Annotated in this window: 10 protein-coding genes; all 10 read left to right on the top strand. The window is 66.8% G+C overall.

Translation table 11 applies throughout. From position 1 onward, the window contains the following. Positions 1-13 precede the first annotated feature (13 nt). The 10 genes from KYT87_RS15485 to KYT87_RS15405 all read left to right on the top strand — a co-directional run bounded on the left by KYT87_RS15485 (position 14) and on the right by KYT87_RS15405 (position 19094). A complete protein-coding gene (locus KYT87_RS15485) occupies positions 14-673 on the top strand; it encodes a carbonic anhydrase (protein WP_219990274.1) in 660 nt (219 codons plus the stop codon). Continuing rightward, complete coding sequence (gene mobB, locus KYT87_RS15480; RefSeq protein ID WP_219990273.1) at positions 670-1167, top strand: molybdopterin-guanine dinucleotide biosynthesis protein B; 498 nt, start codon at positions 670-672, stop codon at positions 1165-1167. The genes KYT87_RS15485 and mobB overlap by 4 nt, the downstream gene beginning before the upstream one ends. 148 nt (positions 1168-1315) lie before the next feature. Then, positions 1316-3328: a type IV pili methyl-accepting chemotaxis transducer N-terminal domain-containing protein gene (locus KYT87_RS15475; RefSeq protein ID WP_255593181.1), complete on the top strand. Its 2013-nt coding sequence runs from the start codon at positions 1316-1318 to the stop codon at positions 3326-3328. Between the two features lie 12 nt (positions 3329-3340). Next, positions 3341-4015 (top strand): response regulator transcription factor, encoded by a 675-nt coding sequence (locus tag KYT87_RS15470; RefSeq protein WP_219990272.1) that lies wholly within the window; start codon positions 3341-3343, stop codon positions 4013-4015. 502 nt (positions 4016-4517) lie between these two features. Beyond that, positions 4518-11531 carry an ESPR-type extended signal peptide-containing protein gene (locus KYT87_RS15465; RefSeq protein ID WP_219990271.1) on the top strand — a complete coding sequence of 2338 codons (7014 nt, stop codon included), beginning with the start codon at positions 4518-4520 and terminating at the stop codon, positions 11529-11531. Beyond that, complete coding sequence (locus KYT87_RS29825; protein WP_370638774.1) at positions 11441-16099, top strand: YadA-like family protein; 4659 nt, start codon at positions 11441-11443, stop codon at positions 16097-16099. Before KYT87_RS15465 ends, KYT87_RS29825 begins: the two co-directional genes overlap by 91 nt. 96 nt (positions 16100-16195) lie before the next feature. Then, positions 16196-16657: a DUF4019 domain-containing protein gene (locus KYT87_RS15420; protein WP_104145796.1), complete on the top strand. Its 462-nt coding sequence runs from the start codon at positions 16196-16198 to the stop codon at positions 16655-16657. 114 nt (positions 16658-16771) lie between these two features. Next, on the top strand, positions 16772-17788 hold the full coding sequence (locus KYT87_RS15415) for a peptidase U32 family protein (RefSeq protein ID WP_219990270.1): 1017 nt from the start codon (positions 16772-16774) through the stop codon (positions 17786-17788). Then, a complete protein-coding gene (locus KYT87_RS15410; RefSeq protein WP_046806744.1) occupies positions 17785-18678 on the top strand; it encodes a U32 family peptidase in 894 nt (297 codons plus the stop codon). Before KYT87_RS15415 ends, KYT87_RS15410 begins: the two co-directional genes overlap by 4 nt. Next, on the top strand, positions 18675-19094 hold the full coding sequence (locus KYT87_RS15405) for an SCP2 domain-containing protein (protein ID WP_046806717.1): 420 nt from the start codon (positions 18675-18677) through the stop codon (positions 19092-19094). The genes KYT87_RS15410 and KYT87_RS15405 overlap by 4 nt, the downstream gene beginning before the upstream one ends. Positions 19095-19169: the final 75 nt, after the last annotated feature.

Raw genomic sequence — 19169 nt, 5'->3', positions numbered from 1 at the left:
ACGAGGAAAAATCATGCGCGACATCGAACGATTCATCGACGGCTTCCAACGTTTTCAACAACAGTATTACGAGGACGCACCCGCGCTGTACCGCCACCTGCGCGATGGCCAGCACCCCAGCACCTTGCTGATCGGATGCTGCGATTCCCGCGTGGACCCGGCCATGTTGCTGGGCTGCGACCCCGGCGACATCTTCGCCGTGCGCAACGTGGCCAACCTGGTGCCGCCGGCCAGCGCGGATCGTGGCCTGCAAGGCGTGCTGGCGGCGATTCAATTCGCGGTCGAGCAACTGCGGGTCAGCCGGATCATCGTGCTGGGCCATGCGCATTGCGGCGGCATCCGCGCGCTGATGGAACAGCGCACCCGCAGCGATGGCGAAACCGATTACCTGGAACGGTGGATGGACATCGCCGAACCGGCCCGCGACCGCGTGTTGCGCCAGATGCCGGCCGCGACCGACGCCGAACGGCGGCGCGCGTGCGAGCAGGCGTCCATCCTGATTTCGCTGCGCAACCTTGACGACCTGCCATTCGTGCGGCGCGCCGTGGCGGCGGGCAGCCTGACGCTGCACGGCTGGTATTTCGATCTGGTGGCCGGGGCATTGCTGGCATACTCGCCCCGGGCAGACGCGTTTCTACCCATTGTCTGTCCCTTGTTTTCGGAGCATGCATGAGCCCAGTTTTCGGTATCGCCGGCCGGTCCGGCAGCGGCAAGACCACGCTTATCGAAGCGATGCTGCCGCTATTGGCGGCGCGCGGCCTGCGCGTGAACGTCATCAAGCACAGCCATCACGACTTTCAGATGGAACCGCCTGGCAAGGACAGCGCGCGCTTTCGGCTGGCGGGCGCGCAGGAGGTGATGGTGGCCTCGCCGTACCGCTACGCCATCGTGCATGAATTGCGCGACGCGCCCGAACCCAGCCTGGACGAGCAATTGGCGCGGCTGTCGCCCGCCGACCTGGTGCTGGTCGAAGGTTTCAAACAGGCTGCGATTGCCCGCCTGGAAGTTTATCGGCCCGCCCTGGGCAAGCCTGCACTGCATGGGGAGGACGGCAGTTTCCTGGCCGTTGTGACTGACGCCGCGCTGGACACCGCCTTGCCATGCCTGCCGCTGAACGACCCCGCGCGGGTCGTGCAATTCATCTGCGACCAACTGGGCCTGCCCTGAAGGCGAATACACTAGGCACCGCGCGGGACGCACGGCGGGCATTGCACGCATCGCAACGACCGCCAGCACTGCATCGCAAGTCCGGCATTGAAAGTCCCGCACCGCAAGTCCCGCACCGCACGTCCCGCATCGCCCTGATCCGATCACCATGACGACTTCTCCGTCCACCGCCGGTACCGCCACCCGCACCGACCGTGGCGCCACCGCCAGCGCTGCCTCCAGCGCCCGCACCGCTGCGCCGGATGTCGGCTCCGACGGCCTGCCGTCGCCCCGGCATCGGCTGTCCACGCGCATCGTCGCCAGCTCAGTGGCCGCGTTGGTGGTGGTGCTGTCAATGATCAGCTGGACGCTGTGGCTGTCGTGGCAGCTGGAAGGCGCGGGCGCCGCCATCAATGACACCGGCAGCCTGCGCATGCGCGCCAACCGCGTTGCCGTCGAGCTGATGCGGCCGCAAGCAGGCCGCGAGGCGCGCAGCCAGGAACAGATGGCCGAAATGGACGAGACCATTTCCCGCCTGGCGCGCGGCAACCCGGCGCGCCCGCTTTTCATCCCCAATAACGAAGCGATCCGCACGCAATGGCATGACGTGGCCAATTACTGGCACGACGTGATGAAGCCCGCTGCCCAGCGCGCGCTGACGCAACCGGACGCGGCCGTGTACTTGCAGACGCTGCCCGAGTTCGTCACCCGCGCGGACACGCTGGTGCGCATGATTGAGCAAGACAACGCCGGCAAGACCACGGCGTTGCGGCTGTCGCAAGGCGTGCTGGCCGCCATCGCCTGCGCCGGCACGCTGGCGATGATCTATCTGCTGTACCTGTGGATCATCGCCCCGGTGCTGCGCCTGCGCGACGGCCTGCAACGCATGGCCGACCGGGATTTCAGCACGCGGCTGCCCGTGGAAAGCGAAGACGAATTCGGCGTCCTGGCGCGCGGCTACAACCGCATGGCCGACCAGTTGCAAGACCTGTACACCGGCCTGGAAACGCGCGTCGAACAAAAGACCGCGCAGTTGGCCGCGCAAAACCGAGACATCGGCGCGCTGTACGACATGGCCGCCTTCCTGAATCAGCCCAACGACATCGAAGCCATGTGCGACGGCTTCCTGCGCCGCGTCATGTTGCAGTTCGACGCCGACGGCGGCAGCATCCGCGCGCTGGACCCCGACAACGAAAAGCTCAACCTGGTGGTGTCGGTGGGCCTGTCCGACGCGCTGGTGGAATCCGAACATTGCATGAAGGTGGACGACTGCTATTGCGGCGTGGCCACGCGCCAGGCGGGCGTCGTCGTCATCCAGGATTTCCGACATTCACCGCCCGACATGGACTTGAACTGCGTGCGCGACGGCTTCGCCAGCGTGGCGGTGTTCCGCATCGTGACGCGCGACGAAGTGCTGGGTTCGTACTCGCTGCATTTTCGGCACCAGCGCCGGCTGGCGCCGTCCGACTCGCAGCTGCTTGAAACGCTGGGCCAGCATCTGGGTGTGGCGCTGGATAACCGCCGCCTTAGCGCGCAGGCCCGGCAACTGGCCGTGGTTCAGGAACGTGGGCTTGTCGCGCAAGGCTTGCACGACAGCCTGGCGCAAGGGCTGAATTTCCTGAACCTGCAATTGCAGATGCTGGACGCGGCCGTCAAGCGCGGCGACGAAGACGAGGTGGCTGAAATTCTGCCGCTGCTGCGCACCGGCGTTGACGAAAGCTATCAGGACGTGCGCGAACTGCTGAACAACTTCCGCACCAAATTGGGCCAGGGCGACTTGCAAGCCGCTATCGAAAGCACCGTGGAGCGTTTTCGGCGCCAGACGGCCATCGACATCACGCTGCGGTTTGATCGGGGCGAAGGCGCGCCGTTGCCGCCTGACCAGCAACTGCAAGTCCTGTTCATTCTGCAAGAAGCCCTGTCTAACGTGCGCAAGCATTCCGAGGCCAGCCGCGTAGACGTCACGGTGGGCAACGACCGCGACTTCAGCCTGCACATCGTCGATAACGGCCAGGGCTTCGACCCCGCCGATGTGGCGGCGCGCGGCGACGCGCACGTGGGCCTGCACATCATGCAAGAGCGCGCGGCCCGCATGCGCGCCCTGATAAAACTCGAATCGCAGCCCGGCGCCGGTACGCGCGTCATGCTGACTTTGCCTGGCAACGAGCGCCAGGCCGCCTGACCTTTATTGACCATGCCCATCCGTATCCTGCTTGTCGATGACCACACCCTGTTCCGTTCCGGCGTGCGCCTGCTGCTGCAACGCCAGCCCGACTTTGAAGTGGTGGCCGAAGCGGGCGACGGCGTGGAGGGGATCAAGCGCGCCAAGGAATTGCAGCCCGATGTGATACTGCTGGACTTGAACCTGCCCGGCTTGTCCGGCCTTGAAACGCTGCAACTGCTGACGCAGGATCTGCCGTCTTGCGCGGTCATCATCCTGACCGTGTCGGAAGAAGCCGATGAACTGGGCCAGGCCTTGCGCGACGGGGCGCGCGGCTATCTGGTCAAGAACATCGACGCCGACGTGCTGACATCGGCCATCCGGCGCGCAGCCAGGGGCGAATCGGTGATAGCCGAGAGCATGACGGCCAAGCTGGTGGACCAATTCCGTGGCCAGGCCACGCAGGCGGCCCAGGCGGCGCAAGGCAAGGGCACGGCCGAACGCCACCGCCTGACCGCCCGCGAGACGCAGATCGTGCAATGCCTGGCGCGCGGCGCCAGCAATAAAGTCATCGCGCGCGAACTGGACGTAAGCGAAAGCACGGTGAAGATCCATGTGCAGAACGTGCTGAAGAAATTGAACCTGACCAGCCGGGTGCAGGTGGCCGTCTATGCGGTGGAACACGGCCTGTATTCCGAAGAAGAATGACGGCTGCGTCATTAAACAATGACGGGCATGAAATATTGAATCTAAGACCGAATTCAATATTAGTACGACGGAAATACCCGGATTTCTGTCAATTCATATAAATAAGATTTCAGGCATCTGGCATACCGAATCCGTTTCGGTATCGCCGGATACTGCGTCCGTTTTTTCATCTTTCCGCCATGCCCACCCGTTGGTATTGTCAGGCGGCATAACCCTCTCCCGATGTTGTCTCCCTTGCCGCCCACCGTTGAATGGGTGTGTGGCGAATCATTTGCGCGCGGCTATTTTTTTAGCAATTCGTTTTTGCCATCTGATTATTCAGACGGAATTTATAAGAGGTTTCACGCGCTAGCGACAAAACACAAGTCGGATTAATTCCTTTCACTAGGATTCGTGACAGAAATGTCTGAATTTGCTGGGAAAAATCCTCTGATTCCTACTAGAAGAATCAGCGTCGCATTTACTGCTGGCGAATCGCGAAATTCGTCAATGGAGATTGGCCGTGAATAAAATCTATAGCCTCGTTTGGAACCGTGTGACAGGTGCGTGGGTCGTCGTGTCGGAATTGACGAAATCCCGTGGAAAGTCCAATCGAGGTGCGCGGCAAGCCGCGTTGCGCAGGGCGGGCGGCATCGCGGCGCCATTGATACTTGCGGCGGCAATGGGAGGGACGGTCTGGGCGGGTACCGCCATCCAAGGCATCATCATCAACCCGATCACCACCGGCGGCATTTCACCGGCCGCGGTCGACGCGAACTCCATCGCGATCGGCGGCGGCGGGGGGGCAACGGCGACGAACGTCAGCGTGGCAATCGGCGATGGGTCCCTGGCCACAGGGGCGAGCTCCATCGCGGTGGGCCGTAATTCCTCGGTGACCGGCAATAACGCGACGGGCGTAGGCTCGAAGTCGACGGCCACCGGCATCAATTCGTCTGCGTTCGGTTCCGACTCCAACGCCGGCGCCAACAATACCGTGGCGGTGGGTGCTTCCTCGACCGCGTCCAACACGGGCGCAACCGCCGTGGGGCAAGGGTCAACCGCGTCTGGCAACAGCTCGGTGGCGGTGGGCACGGGCGCTTCAGCGCTTGCCACGGGTGCCGTGGCGCTTGGACTGAACACCACAGCCGCCGGCAACAGCACCGTCGCCTTGGGCCAATTGTCCAGCACGTCCGCGGCTAATGCCGTGGCCATCGGCGTGTCGTCCACAGCCACGGCCACGGGCGCGGTGGCGCTGGGTGCGTCAGCGGCATCAGGCGGTATCGGATCGATCGGGATCGGCGTCAACGCGCAAGCCTTGAACCAGAACTCGTTGGCCATCGGGTCCAGCGCGGTGGCCGGCGCAACGGTGGGCGGCCCCATCAACGACACGGCGCTGGGCAACAACGCGCTGGCCAGCGGCGGCAGTTCGCTGGCGGCCGGCAACGGGGCGCGCGCCACCGCGGCCGGTGCGGTCGCGTTGGGCGCCAACGCGACGACGGGCGCCTCTTCGGCCGCCATCAACGGCATCGCGATTGGCGGGCAATCGTCGGTGACCAGCCTCGCCACGTCGGGCATCGCCATCGGCCGCAATGCGCAGACACTGGGCGCGTTTGGCATCGCGGTGGGCGATGGGTCGCGGGCCAGCGGCACGGGGCAAAACGTGGCGATTGGCTCGTCCGGCACGGCGGCCAACAGTGCCACTGCCCTGGGCGGGGCGGTGGCCATCGGGCGCCAACAAACCGCAACGGGCGACGGCGCGGTGGCAATCGGTGATCCCAACACCGCGACGGGCACGGGCGCGGTGGCGGTAGGCGCGGACAATAACGCGGCGGCGGACGGCTCGCTGGCCGTGGGTAACGGCAATACGGCCCTGACACCGGGATCGATCGCGCTGGGATCCACTTCGCAGGCCAACGGCGGCAATGGCGCTTTCGGCGCGGGCTTTTCTTCTGTGGCCGCCGGGCGCGGCGCGGTCGCTATCGGCAACACCAACCCGGCCACTGGCCAAGGCGCCGTCGCCATTGGCGACCTGAACACGGCGACCGGCCTGGCGTCCATCGCCATCGGCTCCGGCTCCCTGGCCACGGCGGGCAGCACCATTGCCCTGGGTTACCAGGCCAAGGCGTCGTCGGGGCAGGCCATTGCCATCGGCTATCAAAGCACCACCGCTGGCGTGAACGCAGTGGCGCTGGGCTATCTGACCAGCGCGGGCGGGTCCCGATCCGTGTCTATTGGCCCTGAAGCCAATGCGGCGGGATCGTCGTCCATCGCCATCGGCGACCTGTCCGTAGCCAAGGCGACGCAAGACACGTTTATCGGCTATCTGGCGGGCAGCGGGCTGAACACCAGCGTGGGCAACAACACCGCCATCGGCGCGCAAGCGGGCACGTTGGCGGCGGGCTCGTTCAACACGGCCATCGGCAGAAGCGCCGGCCAGAACGTCAGCGGCAACTACAACATGGCGGGCGGGCACCTGGCCGGCAACAACGTGTCGGTGGACCGGACCGTGGCGCTTGGCTATCTGGCGACGACCAACATCGCCAACTCGGTGGCGCTGGGCAGCAACACCACCACCACCAGTATCTCGACGGCGTTTACGTCCGGCATGAACGCGTATGCCAGCAGCACGATCGGCGGCAACACGTACACCTACCTGGGCGGCCAACTCGTGCCCACGGGCGTGGTCAGCGTCGGGATTGACGGCAACACCACGCGCCGCATCCAGAACGTGTCCGCCGGCTTGCTCAGCGCCACCAGCACCGACGCGGTCAACGGTTCGCAGCTGTACGCGGTGGCGCAGCAGGTGTCCTCGTCGGCACCGACCCCCACCAACTATTTCAACGCCAACTCCACGGCGACCGGCGCGGGCAGCAATACGCGCGCCAACTCGGGCGCGACCGGTACGGACGCGGTGGCCGTGGGCGCCAGCGCCGCGGCCACCGGGCTGAACGACATGGCGTTCGGCAAGACGGCCACGGCGGGGGCGGGCAACGCCATCGCCATGGGTGTCGGGGCGCAGGCGACCGGTATCGCATCCATAGCGCTGGGCGCGGGCGCGACATCGACCGTGCCGGGCGGCGTTGCACTGGGCACGAACGCGGTGGGCTCGACCAACATACAGACCAGCGGTGTGGTGTCGCCCAGCACGGCGGGGCCGATCGCGGGTATCGCCTTCGACAACACGTCGAATATGGGCGTGGGCGCCATTTCTGTCGGCACGGCCACCGGCAAGCGCCAGATCAAGAACCTGGCGGATGGCTCCGATCTGACGGACGCCGTCACCGTGCGGCAGATGACGGCGGTGACCAGCGCGGCCAACTCGGGCATGAACAACGTGGGCACCAGCGTTGCCACCAACCTGGGCGGCGGCGCGACCTACACGGCGGCTACCGGCACCATCGGCACGCCAACCTACAGCGTGCAAGGCACGTCCTACACCAACGTGGGCACCGCGATAGGCGGGCTTAACACGGCGGTGACGAACCTGGCGACGGGCAAGATCGGCCCCTTTGTATCCGACAGCAGCGTGACCACGGTGCAGGCGGTGTCCTCGGGCGCGGGCGCGGCCGCGGGCGGTTTCGGCGCGTCGGCTACCGGCGCGGCATCCACCGTGGTAGGCAACCAATCGAGCGATAACGCAGTTGCCAACTCCGCCGTCCTGGGCCAGGGGGCGTCGGTCACGGCGGGCTTGACGGGCAAGAACGTGGTGCTTGGTCAAGGTTCGACGGCGACGATCGGGTCGCAAGCCGGTTATTCCTCGTTCGGCCTGGCGGCGGCGCAGAGCTCCGCCGGTGAAGTGTCGGTGGGCACGGCCGGCAGCCGTCGCAAAATCACCAACGTGGCGGCCGGCAGCGCACTGACCGACGCCGTGAACGTGGGTCAGCTGAGCGGCGCGGCGTCCAACGTAGGCAGCAGCCTGGCCACCGGCCTGGGCGGTGGCGCCACCTACAACAGCACGGCGGGCACGGTCAGCGCGCCCAGCTACACGGTGCAGGGCACGGCATACACGAACGTGGGCGCGGCATTGACGGGGGCCAACACGGCCATCACCAACCTGGTGTCGGGCGACACGGGGCCGTTCGTCTCGGACAACAGCGCGACCACGACGCAAGCCGTGGCCTCTGCCGCGAACAGCAGCGCGGGCGGCTTTGGCTCGTCGGCGACCGGTGCGGCATCGACGGTGGTGGGCAATCTGGCCACCGATAACGCGGTGGCCAATTCCACCGTGATCGGGCAAGGCGCTTTGGTCGCCTCGGGCCTGTCGGGTTCCAACGTGGCGGTGGGCCAGGGGGCGTCGGCCACAGTGGGTTCGCAGACCGGCTACACCGCCTTTGGCTTGGCGGCGACGCAGACCTCGGGTGGTGAGATGTCGGTAGGCACAGGCGCCAGCCGTCGCAAAATCACCAACGTAGCGGCTGGCAGCGCGGCGACGGACGCGGTGAACGTCGGCCAATTGACGGGTGCGGCATCCAACCTGGGCACCAGCCTGGCCACGAGCCTGGGCGGGGGGGCCGCCTACAGCAGCGCGGCCGGCACGGTCAGTGCGCCCGGCTACACGATTCAAGGCACGTCCTACGCCAACGTGGGCGCGGCGTTGACGGGTGCCAACACCGCCCTGACCAATCTGGCGACGGGTAAAACCGGTCCGTTCGTCTCGGACAACAGCGTGACCGCGACGCAGGCGGTGGCCTCGGCGGCGAACAGCAGCGCAGGGGGCTTTGGGTCATCGGCCACGGGCGGAGCATCGACCGTGGTGGGCAACCAGGCCACCGACAACGCCGTGGCCAATTCCACGGTGATCGGGCAAGGCGCGCGCGTTACGGCCGGCTTGTCCGGCTCGAACGTGGCGCTGGGGCAGAACGCCAACGCCAGCACGGGGTCGCAAACCGGCTACACCGCGTTCGGCTTGTCGGCCACGCAGACGTCGGCCGGCGAAGTCTCGGTGGGCACGTCGGCCAACCGCCGCAAGATCAGCAACGTGGCGGCCGGCAGCGCGCTGAACGACGCCGTCAACGTGGCGCAGCTGAGCGGCGCCGCGTCCAACCTGGGCACGAGCCTGGCAACGGGCTTGGGCGGGGGGGCGACCTACAGCAGCGCGGCCGGCACGGTCAGCGCGCCCAGCTACACCGTGCAGGGCACGTCCTACGCCAATGTGGGCGCGGCGTTCGCGGGCACGGACGCGGCTATCAGCAGCTTGCTGACGGGCGATACGGGGCCGTTCGTGTCCGACAACAGCGTCACCACCACGCAGGCGGTGGCGTCGGGCGCGAACAGCAGCGCCGGCGGCTTCGGTGCATCGGCAACCGGCGCGGCGTCCACGGTGGTCGGCAACGAAGCCACCGACAATGCGGTCGCCGGCTCGACGGTACTGGGGCAGGGCGCGCACATCGCCACGGGCGTGTCGGGTTCGAACGTGGCGCTGGGGCAGGACTCCAGCGCGGCCACCGGTTCGCAGACCGGCTACTCGGCGTTCGGCTTGTCCACCGCGCAAGATTCCGATGGCGAGGTGTCGGTGGGATCCAGCACCATCCAGCGCAAGGTCACCAACCTGGCGGCCGGCAAGGCGCCGACCGACGCCGTCAACGTGGCGCAACTGAGCGGCGCGGCGTCCAACCTGGGCGCCAGCGTGGCGACGGGCCTGGGCGGCGGGTCCACCTATAACCCGGCCACCGGCCAGGTCGCGCCGCCCAGCTTCGGCATCCAGGGCGGCACCTACAACAGCGTGGGCGACGCGCTGAGCCAGCTGGATTCCGCGGTAAGCGGCATCAGCAGCGGCAGCACCGGCCCATTCGTGTCGGACGACAGCGTGACGGCATTGCAGCCGGTCGCCTCCGGTGCCGATGCGGTGGCGGGCGGCTTCGGCGCTTCGGCAACGGGGGCGGCGTCGACGGTCGTCGGTAACTCGGCGACGGATAACGCGGTGGCGGATTCCACTGTGCTCGGTCAAGGCGCGTCGGTTGCGGCGGGGCTGACGGGTTCTAACGTGGCGTTGGGTCAAGGCTCGACGGCCGCGGTTGGATCTGAAACCGGCTACACCGCCATCGGGCTGACGGCAGCACAAAGCTCCAGCGGTGAAGTGTCGCTGGGTTCGGCGGGTGCCGAACGCAAGATCACCAATGTTGCAGCGGGTAGTGCGGCAACCGATGCCGTGAACGTCGGTCAACTGACGGGTGTGTCGAACGCGGCAACATCGGGCCTGAATACGCTGGGCACGAGCGTGGCATCCAACCTGGGTGGCGGATCGGCGTTCGATCCGACTACCGGCACGGTTACCGCGCCCAGCTACGGCGTGCAAGGCAATACGTACTCCAACCTGGGCGGCGCCATTGGCGGGCTGGATTCGGCAGTCACCGGTCTGGACTCGGCAGTGGCTGGCCTGGACTCTGCGGTTTCCGGTTTGGACTCAGCGGTCTCCGGCCTGGACTCAGCGGTCTCCGGTCTTGACTCCGCAGTTGCCGGCCTGAGCAGCGGCAACATCGGGCCTTTTGTGTCGGACAACAGCGTGACGACGACGCAAGCCGTCGCGTCGGGCGCCGATGCGTCGGCGGGTGGCTTCGGGGCTTCGGCAACGGGCGCCGCGTCGACGGTCTTGGGCAATTCCGCGACGGATAACGCGGTGGCGGATTCCACTGTCCTGGGCCAAGGTGCGTCGATCACGGCGGGGCTGACGGGTTCTAACGTGGCGTTGGGTCAAGGCTCAACGGCAACGATTGGGTCGGAAACCGGCTACACCGCGATTGGCTTGTCGGCAGCACAAAGCTCCAGCGGTGAAGTGTCGCTGGGTTCGGTGGGCGCCGAACGCAAGATCACCAATCTTGCAGCGGGCAGCGCAGCCACCGATGCCGTGAACGTCGGGCAACTGACGGGCGTGTCCAACGCGGCGACCTCGGGCTTGAATACGCTGGGCACTAGCGTGGCGTCCAACCTGGGCGGTGGATCGGCATTCGATCCGACGACCGGCACGGTTACCGCGCCAAGCTACGGCGTCCAAGGCAATTCGTACTCCAATCTGGGCGGCGCCATTGGCGGGTTGGATTCGGCAGTCACCGGTCTGGACTCGGCTGTGGCTGGCCTGGACTCTGCGGTTTCCGGTTTGGACTCAGCGGTCTCCGGCCTGGACTCGGCAGTTGCCGGCCTGAGCAGCGGCAACATCGGGCCTTTTGTGTCGGACAACAGCGTGACGACGACGCAAGCCATCGCGTCGGGCGCTGATGCGTCGGCGGGTGGCTTCGGGGCTTCGGCGACGGGCGCCGCGTCGACGGTCTTGGGCAATTCCGCGACGGATAACGCGGTCGCGGATTCGACTGTCCTGGGCCAAGGTGCGTCGATCACGGCGGGGCTGACGGGTTCTAACGTGGCGTTGGGTCAAGGCTCAACGGCAACGATTGGGTCGGAACCGGCTACACCGCGATTGGCTTGTCGGCAGCACAAAGCTCCAGCGGTGAAGTGTCGCTGGGTTCGGTGGGCGCCGAACGCAAGATCACCAATCTTGCAGCGGGCAGCGCAGCCACCGACGCCGTCAACGTCGGGCAACTGACGGGTGTGTCGAACGCGGCAACATCGGGCCTGAATACGCTGGGCACTAGCGTGGCGTCCAACCTGGGCGGTGGATCGGCATTCGATCCGACGACCGGCACGGTTACCACTCCCAGCTACGGCGTCCAAGGCAATTCGTATTCCAACCTGGGCGGCGCCATTGGCGGGCTGGACTCGGCAGTCACCGGGCTGGATTCGGCAGTCTCCGGCCTGGACTCGGCAGTGGCTGGCCTGGACTCAGCGGTCTCCGGTCTTGACTCCGCAGTTGCCGGCCTGAGCAGCGGCAACATCGGGCCGTTTGTGTCGGACAACAGCGTGACGACGACGCAAGCCGTGGCGTCGGGCGCCGACGCGTCGGCGGGTGGCTTCGGGGCTTCGGCAACGGGCGCCGCGTCGACGGTCCTGGGCAATTCCGCGACGGATAACGCGGTGGCGGATTCCACTGTCCTGGGCCAAGGCGCGTCGATCACGGCGGGGCTGACGGGTTCTAACGTGGCGTTGGGTCAAGGCTCAACGGCAACGATAGGTGCCGAAACCGGCTACACCGCAATCGGACTGACGGCACCCCAAAGCTCCAGCGGTGAAGTGTCCCTTGGCTCGGCGGGCGCCGAACGCAAGATCACCAATCTTGCAGCGGGCAGCGCGGCCACCGATGCGGTCAACGTCGGGCAACTGACGGGCGTGTCGAACGCGGCGACGTCTGGTTTGAATACGCTGGGCACGAGCGTGGCGTCCAACTTGGGCGGTGGATCGGCATTCGATCCGACGACCGGCACGGTTACCGCGCCAAGCTACGGCGTGCAAGGCAATACGTACTCCAACCTGGGCGGCGCCATTGGCGGGCTGGATTCGGCAGTCACCGGTTTGGACTCGGCGGTCACCGGTCTGGACTCGGCAGTGGCTGGCCTGGACTCAGCGGTCTCCGGTCTTGACTCCGCAGTTGCCGGCCTGAGCAGCGGCAACATCGGGCCTTTTGTGTCGGACAACAGCGTGACGACGACGCAAGCCGTCGCGTCGGGCGCCGATGCGTCGGCGGGTGGCTTCGGGGCTTCGGCAACGGGCGCCGCGTCGACGGTCCTGGGCAATTCCGCGACGGATAACGCGGTGGCGGATTCCACTGTGCTCGGTCAAGGCGCGTCGGTTGCGGCGGGGCTGACGGGTTCTAACGTGGCGTTGGGTCAAGGCTCAACGGCAACGATAGGTGCCGAAACCGGCTACACCGCAATCGGACTGACGGCACCCCAAAGCTCCAGCGGTGAAGTGTCCCTTGGCTCGGCGGGCGCCGAACGCAAGATCACCAATCTTGCAGCGGGCAGCGCAGCCACCGACGCCGTGAACGTCGGGCAACTGACGGGTGTGTCGAACGCGGCAACATCGGGCCTGAATACGCTGGGCACGAGCGTGGCATCCAACCTGGGCGGCGGATCGGCATTCGATCCGACGACCGGCACGGTTACCGCGCCGGCCTACAGCGTGCAAGGCAATACGTACTCCAATTTGGGCAGTGCCATCGGCGGTTTGGACTCCGCGGTCACCGGCCTGGACTCCGCAGTTGCGGGCCTGAGCAGCGGCAACGTTGGCCCCTTTGTGTCGGACAACAGCGTGACGACGGCGCAAGCCGTGGCGTCCGGCGCTGATGCGTCGGCGGGTGGCTTCGGGGCTTCAGCAAGCGGCGCCGCGTCGACCGTCTTGGGTAACTCTGCGACGGATAATGCCGTGGCCGGTTCAACCGTCCTGGGTCAAGGCGCATCGATCACGGCGGGCCTGACGGGTTCTAACGTGGCGTTGGGTCAAGGCTCAACCGCAACGATCGGTGCTGAAACCGGCTACACCGCGATTGGCTTGTCGGCACCCCAAAGCTCCAGCGGTGAAGTGTCCCTTGGCTCGGCAGGTGCCGAACGCAAGATCACGAATCTTGCAGCGGGCAGCGCGGCAACTGATGCGGTCAACGTCGGGCAACTGACGGGCGTGTCGAACGCGGCGACAGCGGGCTTGAACACGCTGGCCACCAGCGTGGCCACCGGCCTGGGCGGCGGATCGGTCTATGACCCCGTCACTGGTTCGATCAGTGCGCCCACCTATACCGTGCAGGGCAATACCTACACGACGTTGGGCAACGCAATCGGTGGGCTGGATGCCACCGTGTCGAACATCAGCAGCGGCAAGTCGGGGCCGTTTGTGGCGGATGCGTCGGTCACCACCGCGCAACCGTTGGCAGCAGGCGCCAACAGCGCGGCGGGCGGCTTTGGCGCGCTGGCAACGGGTGCGGCATCTGTCGTGCTGGGTAACCAGGCTACCGACAACGGCGTGGCCAAATCCACGGTGCTGGGCCAGGGGGCGACCATCAATGCCGGCTTGACCGGCGCCAACGTGGCCTTGGGCCAGGGCTCGGTGGTGTCGATGGGCGCGCAGAACGCGTATGTGGCCTTTGGCCTGGCGGGCACGATCAGCTCGGCGGGCGAAGTCTCGGTGGGCTCGCCGGGCAACCTGCGCAAGCTGACCAACGTGGCGCCGGGCAGCGACCTGACCGATGCCGTCAACGTACGCCAGCTGCAAACCGTGAATACGCGTCTGGCGCAGGTGAATACCGACGCCTTGATGTGGGACCCGTCGTCCAACGGGGGCGTGGGCGCCTACACGGCCGCGCACGGCAGCATCGGCGGACCCAGCATCATCACCAGCGTGGCGCCGGGCGTGCTCAGCGCAACCAGTTGGGATGCCGTGAACGGAGCGCAGCTGTTCGCCACGAACGAAGCGATGTCGGAGTTGACCACGACCGTAAACAACTTTGCGGGCACGGTTGACCCGACCACCAACGGTCAGGGCGTTCGTTACGAGCGCACCAATGACACCGGGATGACACCGAGCAACGCGTTTGCAAGGGGACAGGGCTCGACCGCCATCGGCTACAACGCCCAGGCGGACGGCGCGGGCAGCCTGGCCTTGGGCGCCAACACGCAAGTCACTGTGGATGGCGGAATTGCCATAGGCGAAGGTTCTATCTCGGATCGGGCCGCCGTGACGCGCGCCGCGACACGCGCCGTGGCGCCGGGGGCGTTCTCGGTGGGCGCGCCAGGCATGCTGCGCCAGGTCATCAACGTGGCCGATGGAACACAAGCGCAGGACGCCGTGACGGTGCGCCAACTGCAAGGAGCCATCGCGTCGGTCGCAGTGACGGGCACCCAGTACTTCCACGCCAACAGCACGTTGGTGGATTCGTTGTCGGTGGGCACGGACGCCATCGCCGTCGGACCCGAAGCGGTGGTCAACGGGGACTCGGGCATCGGCATTGGGCTGGCGGCGGAAGTGGACAGCACTGCCACCAACGGCATTGCCATCGGTTCCTCGGCACGATCCGCGCTGGACTCGGCCGTGGCCTTGGGCTCGTCGGCCCTGGCCGGGGGCTCGCAGTCGTTGGCCTTGGGCGCCTCGGCGAGCGCCGCGGGTGATCGCAGCGTGGCGCTGGGTGGTTCCGCCAGCGCCGCCGGGGATAACACCGTGGCGCTGGGCACTGGCGCGCAGGCCTTGCAAGCGGGCGACGTGGCGCTGGGCGCCGATGCGGTGGCCGACATGGGCGCGGCGCCGGCCTACACCGGCAAGTACTCGGGCGTGTCCAACACCATCGCTGGCACGGTGTCCGTGGGCACGGCGGGCGCGGAACGCACCGTCAGCAACGTGGCCGACGCGCAAAACGCTACTGACGCCGTGAACCTGCGGCAGCTTGATGGCGCGGTGACGCAGGCCAACCTGTACACCGACCAGCAGATCGCCACCGTCAATAGCGGCTTGACGCAAGGCGGCAGCGGCATGTTCCAGGTGAACCAGGCCAGCGCCACACCGGCGCCCACGGCCACCGGCGCGGATGCCACAGCGGCCGGCGCGGGCGCCGTCGCCTCGGGTGACGGTAGCACCGCGTTGGGCAACGGCGCCGAAGCGCGTGGCGCCAACTCGGTGGCGCTGGGGGCGGGCAGTACCGACGGCGGACGTGCCAACGTCGTGTCCGTCGGGGCGGCCGGCAAGGAACGCCAGGTGACCAACGTGGCGGCCGGCACGGCGCAGACGGACGCGGTCAACGTGCAGCAGCTGGACGCGGCCAAGCAGGGCTCGGTGCAGTACGCCACCACGCCGGGCACGGGCGCGGTTGACTACTCGCGCGTCACGCTGGGCAACGGCGGGGCACCGGTCACGCTCAGCAACGTGGCCGATGGCGTCGACAACAACGACGCCGTCAACGTGCAGCAGTTGAACGCCGGGCTGGGCGGCGCGGTGCAGCAGTCCAACGCCTACACCGACGGCAAGTTCCAGAACCTGCGCAGCGACGTCGATCGCTATCGCCGCGATGCGGCGGGCGGCACGGCCACGGCGTTGGCGGTGGCGGGTCTGGCGCAAGCCTACGCGCCGGGCCGGGGCATGTTCTCCATCGCCGGCAGCACGTACGACGGGCAGCAGGGCTTTGCGATGGGCTTGTCCACCGTGTCGGCCAGCGGCAATTGGGTCTACAAGCTGTCCGGCTCCACCAACACGCGCGGTACGTATGGCGCGGTGATCGGAGCGGGCTATCAGTGGTAAGGGAACGTCGGCTTGCCGGAACGATTTTCCGGCAAGCCGGTGGGCTTGTGCAGTGCTTGTGCCAATGCGGTGTTTATCTTTTCACAGTGAGGATTTATGCAACAACAAACTCTGATTTCTCGCGCCTTGCGCGTCGGCCTCTTCAGCGGCGCCCTGTTGCTGGCGGCGCCGGCGCTAGCGGCCGATCCGTCGCTGGACAGCGCGGTGACGGCGGCCCAGCAATGGGCGTCGATGTCGGATAGCGGCGCCACGGACAAGATGTGGAGCGCCAGCAGCGACATCATGAAAAAGAGCGTGGACAAGCAGGGCTGGTCCGAATACCTGAGCCAGTTGCGCAATGAAGTCGGCCGCCACACGAAGCGCGAGTGGCTACAGGTGGTGCGCGTGTCCGACCCGGCCGACCTGCCGCAAGGGCAATACGTGAACGTGATTTTTTCCACCAAGTTCCTCAATATGCCCGCCACCGAAACCGTATCGATGGTGGCCGGCAAGAACCGCTGGATACCGATGGGCTACGTGGTGCGCAAGATTGCACCGGATGGGCAAGCGCCCATGTAAGCCGGCGGCGCGCGCGGGGCGGTGCCTCGGGGATGCGCCCCGGGGCCTGCCCAGCCGGGCCAAGTTTGATTTGCGACAAGGCCCGCGTGCGCGCCGGACTCTAGACTGCCGGGCATGGAAACCTCTTCCCATCCCCTGGAACTGGTGGCGCCGGCCGGTAGCCTTGCGGCGCTGACCGCCGCATTGGATGCCGGCGCCGATACCGTCTATCTCGGCCTGCGCAACGCCACCAACGCCCGCAACTTCGCCGGGCTGAATTTCTCTGAAAACGACATACGCCTCGGCGTCGAGCTTGCGCATCGGCGCGGACGCCAGGTGCTGTTCGCCATCAACACCTTTGTGCAGGCGGGCAGGGCGGCCGAGTGGCACGCGGCGGTGGATGCCGCGCACGCCTTGGGCGCCGACGCCGTCATCATGGCCGACCCCGGCCTGTTGGCCTATGCCAGTGATCGCTACCCCGACCTGCGCCTGCACCTGTCGGTGCAAGGGTCGGCCACGCACGCCGACGCCATCGAACTGATGAAGGAACAATTCGGCATCCGCCGCGTGGTGTTGCCGCGCGTGCTGACCTTGTCGGAAGTGGCGCGCATCTGCGCCAACGTCAGCGTCGAAGTCGAAGTGTTCGGCTTTGGCAGCCTGTGCGTGATGGCCGAGGGCCGCTGTCTGCTGTCGTCGTACGCCACGGGCGATTCCCCCAACAACAAGGGCGTGTGCTCGCCCGCCCACGCAGTGCGCTGGGCGGAAGCGAACGGCCGCATGGACGCACGCTTGTCGGGCATTTTGATCGACCGCTACGAACCCGGCGAACCGGCCGCGTACCCCACGCTGTGCAAGGGGCGGTTTCAAGTTGATGGCCGCGACGATCATGCGCTGGAAGAACCCACCAGCCTGAACGCCATCGGCCTGTTGCCGCGCCTGGCGCAGATGGGCGTGCGCGCCATCAAGATCGAGGGTCGCCAGCGCAGCCCGGCCTATGTGGCGCAAGTGGTCGCCACACTGCGCGCCGCGCTGGACAGTGCGCAGGCCGACCCCGCGCGCTTTGCCCCGCTGGCCAAGTGGAACGCCTTGCTGGCGCGCCACGCGGAAGGATCCCAAGTCACACAAGGCGCATTTGAACGGCCATGGAAATGAACCCCAAGCAATATCAAATATCTGTCGGGCCGCTGCTGTACTACTGGACTCGGCGCGACACGCTGGACTTCTACGCCGCCTTGGCCGACGGCCCGGCTGACATTCTTTATGTGGGCGAAACCGTCTGTAGCCGCCGCCATGAATTGCGCGCCGACGACTGGCGCGACCTGGCGCACGACCTGCGCGCCGCAGGCAAGACGGTGGTGCTGTCGGGCCGCACCTTGATCGAGACGGGCGCGGAAGCCAGCGCCTTGAAGAAGCTGTGCGCGCAGGACGACTTCATGATCGAAGCGGGCGAGCTGGGCGCGGTGCGGCATCTGGCCGGGCGACCTTTTGTGGCGGGGCCGCACGTGAACGCGTATCACGGCGGCACGCTGCAATGGCTGGCGCAGCAGGGCGCCATGCGTTTTGTGGCGCCGCTGGAGATGGACGGCGAAACGTTGGCGCGGCTGCTGCAAGAGCGGCCCGTCGGGCTGGCCGCCGAAACGCTGGTGTGGGGTCGCATGGCGCTGGCGTTCTCGGCGCGCTGCTTTACCGCGAGGCATTTTCGCTTGAAGAAAGACGAGTGTGGCTTTCGCTGCATTGAGCATCCCGATGGCCTGGACATGCGCACGCGTGAATCGCGTGAATTTCTCAGCATCAACGGCATCCAGGTGCAGTCCGCCGCGTGCCTGGATCTGCTGGCGCAGGCCAGCGAGCTGGCGCGGATGGGCGTCGACGTCTTGCGCGTCAACCCGCAGTCGGCCGGCACGCACGAGGCCATTGCCGCGCTGGATGCCATACGCCATGGCCAACCCGCGGGCACGGTGCTGCCACCGGCCGGCATGGGGCGATGCAACGGCTATTACCACGGCCGCTCGGGCATCGAACTGCTGGAGGCCACGGCATGACGGCGCCCGCGCACATTCCGGCCTTTCTGGCGGCGTTGGGGCGCCGCGTGCCGGCGCCGCTGGCGTCGTTGCACATGGCGGCGGGGCTGGAACTGGCGCGTCGCGTCAAGTGGCTGGCGCCACCCGCCGAACTGGACGGCCGTACTTTTGCCATCACCATCGAGGACCTGGGCCTGCGTGCCGGCTTCTCGGTGCAAGGCGGCGCATTCCGCCCGGCCTGGACCCGCGCGCCGGCCGACCTGGAGCTGGGCGCGGTTTTGGCGGACCTGATCGGCATGGCGCGCGGCGACACCGATGCCGATACCCTGTTCTTTCAACGGCGCCTGCGGATATCCGGGGATACCGAACTAGGGTTGATCGTGAAGAACTGGCTGGACGCCGCGCCGCGCCCGGCCTGGATGCGGGCAGCAATATAAGGTCTTGGGCGGGCCTGAAAACCCGCTAAAACTAGGGGTTTCCACTCATTAGGCAAAGTAATTCAGAGGATAAGA

The organism is Achromobacter sp. ES-001, assembly GCF_019448355.1.
In the GTDB taxonomy this organism is placed as follows: Bacteria; Pseudomonadota; Gammaproteobacteria; order Burkholderiales; family Burkholderiaceae_B; genus Achromobacter; species Achromobacter spanius_B.
The sequence above is the reverse complement of the archived record's forward strand: the minus strand, read 5'-3'. Positions and strand labels throughout refer to the sequence as shown.

Excerpts from the sequence above, each read along its gene's own strand:
- KYT87_RS15485 (WP_219990274.1), top strand. The coding sequence starts at position 14 with ATGCGCGACATCGAACGATTCATCGACGGCTTCCAACGTTTTCAACAA.
- mobB (WP_219990273.1), top strand. The coding sequence starts at position 670 with ATGAGCCCAGTTTTCGGTATCGCCGGCCGGTCCGGCAGCGGCAAGACC.
- KYT87_RS15475 (WP_255593181.1), top strand. The coding sequence starts at position 1,316 with ATGACGACTTCTCCGTCCACCGCCGGTACCGCCACCCGCACCGACCGT.
- KYT87_RS15470 (WP_219990272.1), top strand. The coding sequence starts at position 3,341 with ATGCCCATCCGTATCCTGCTTGTCGATGACCACACCCTGTTCCGTTCC.
- KYT87_RS15420 (WP_104145796.1), top strand. The coding sequence starts at position 16,196 with ATGCAACAACAAACTCTGATTTCTCGCGCCTTGCGCGTCGGCCTCTTC.
- KYT87_RS15415 (WP_219990270.1), top strand. The coding sequence starts at position 16,772 with ATGGAAACCTCTTCCCATCCCCTGGAACTGGTGGCGCCGGCCGGTAGC.
- KYT87_RS15410 (WP_046806744.1), top strand. The coding sequence starts at position 17,785 with ATGAACCCCAAGCAATATCAAATATCTGTCGGGCCGCTGCTGTACTAC.
- KYT87_RS15405 (WP_046806717.1), top strand. The coding sequence starts at position 18,675 with ATGACGGCGCCCGCGCACATTCCGGCCTTTCTGGCGGCGTTGGGGCGC.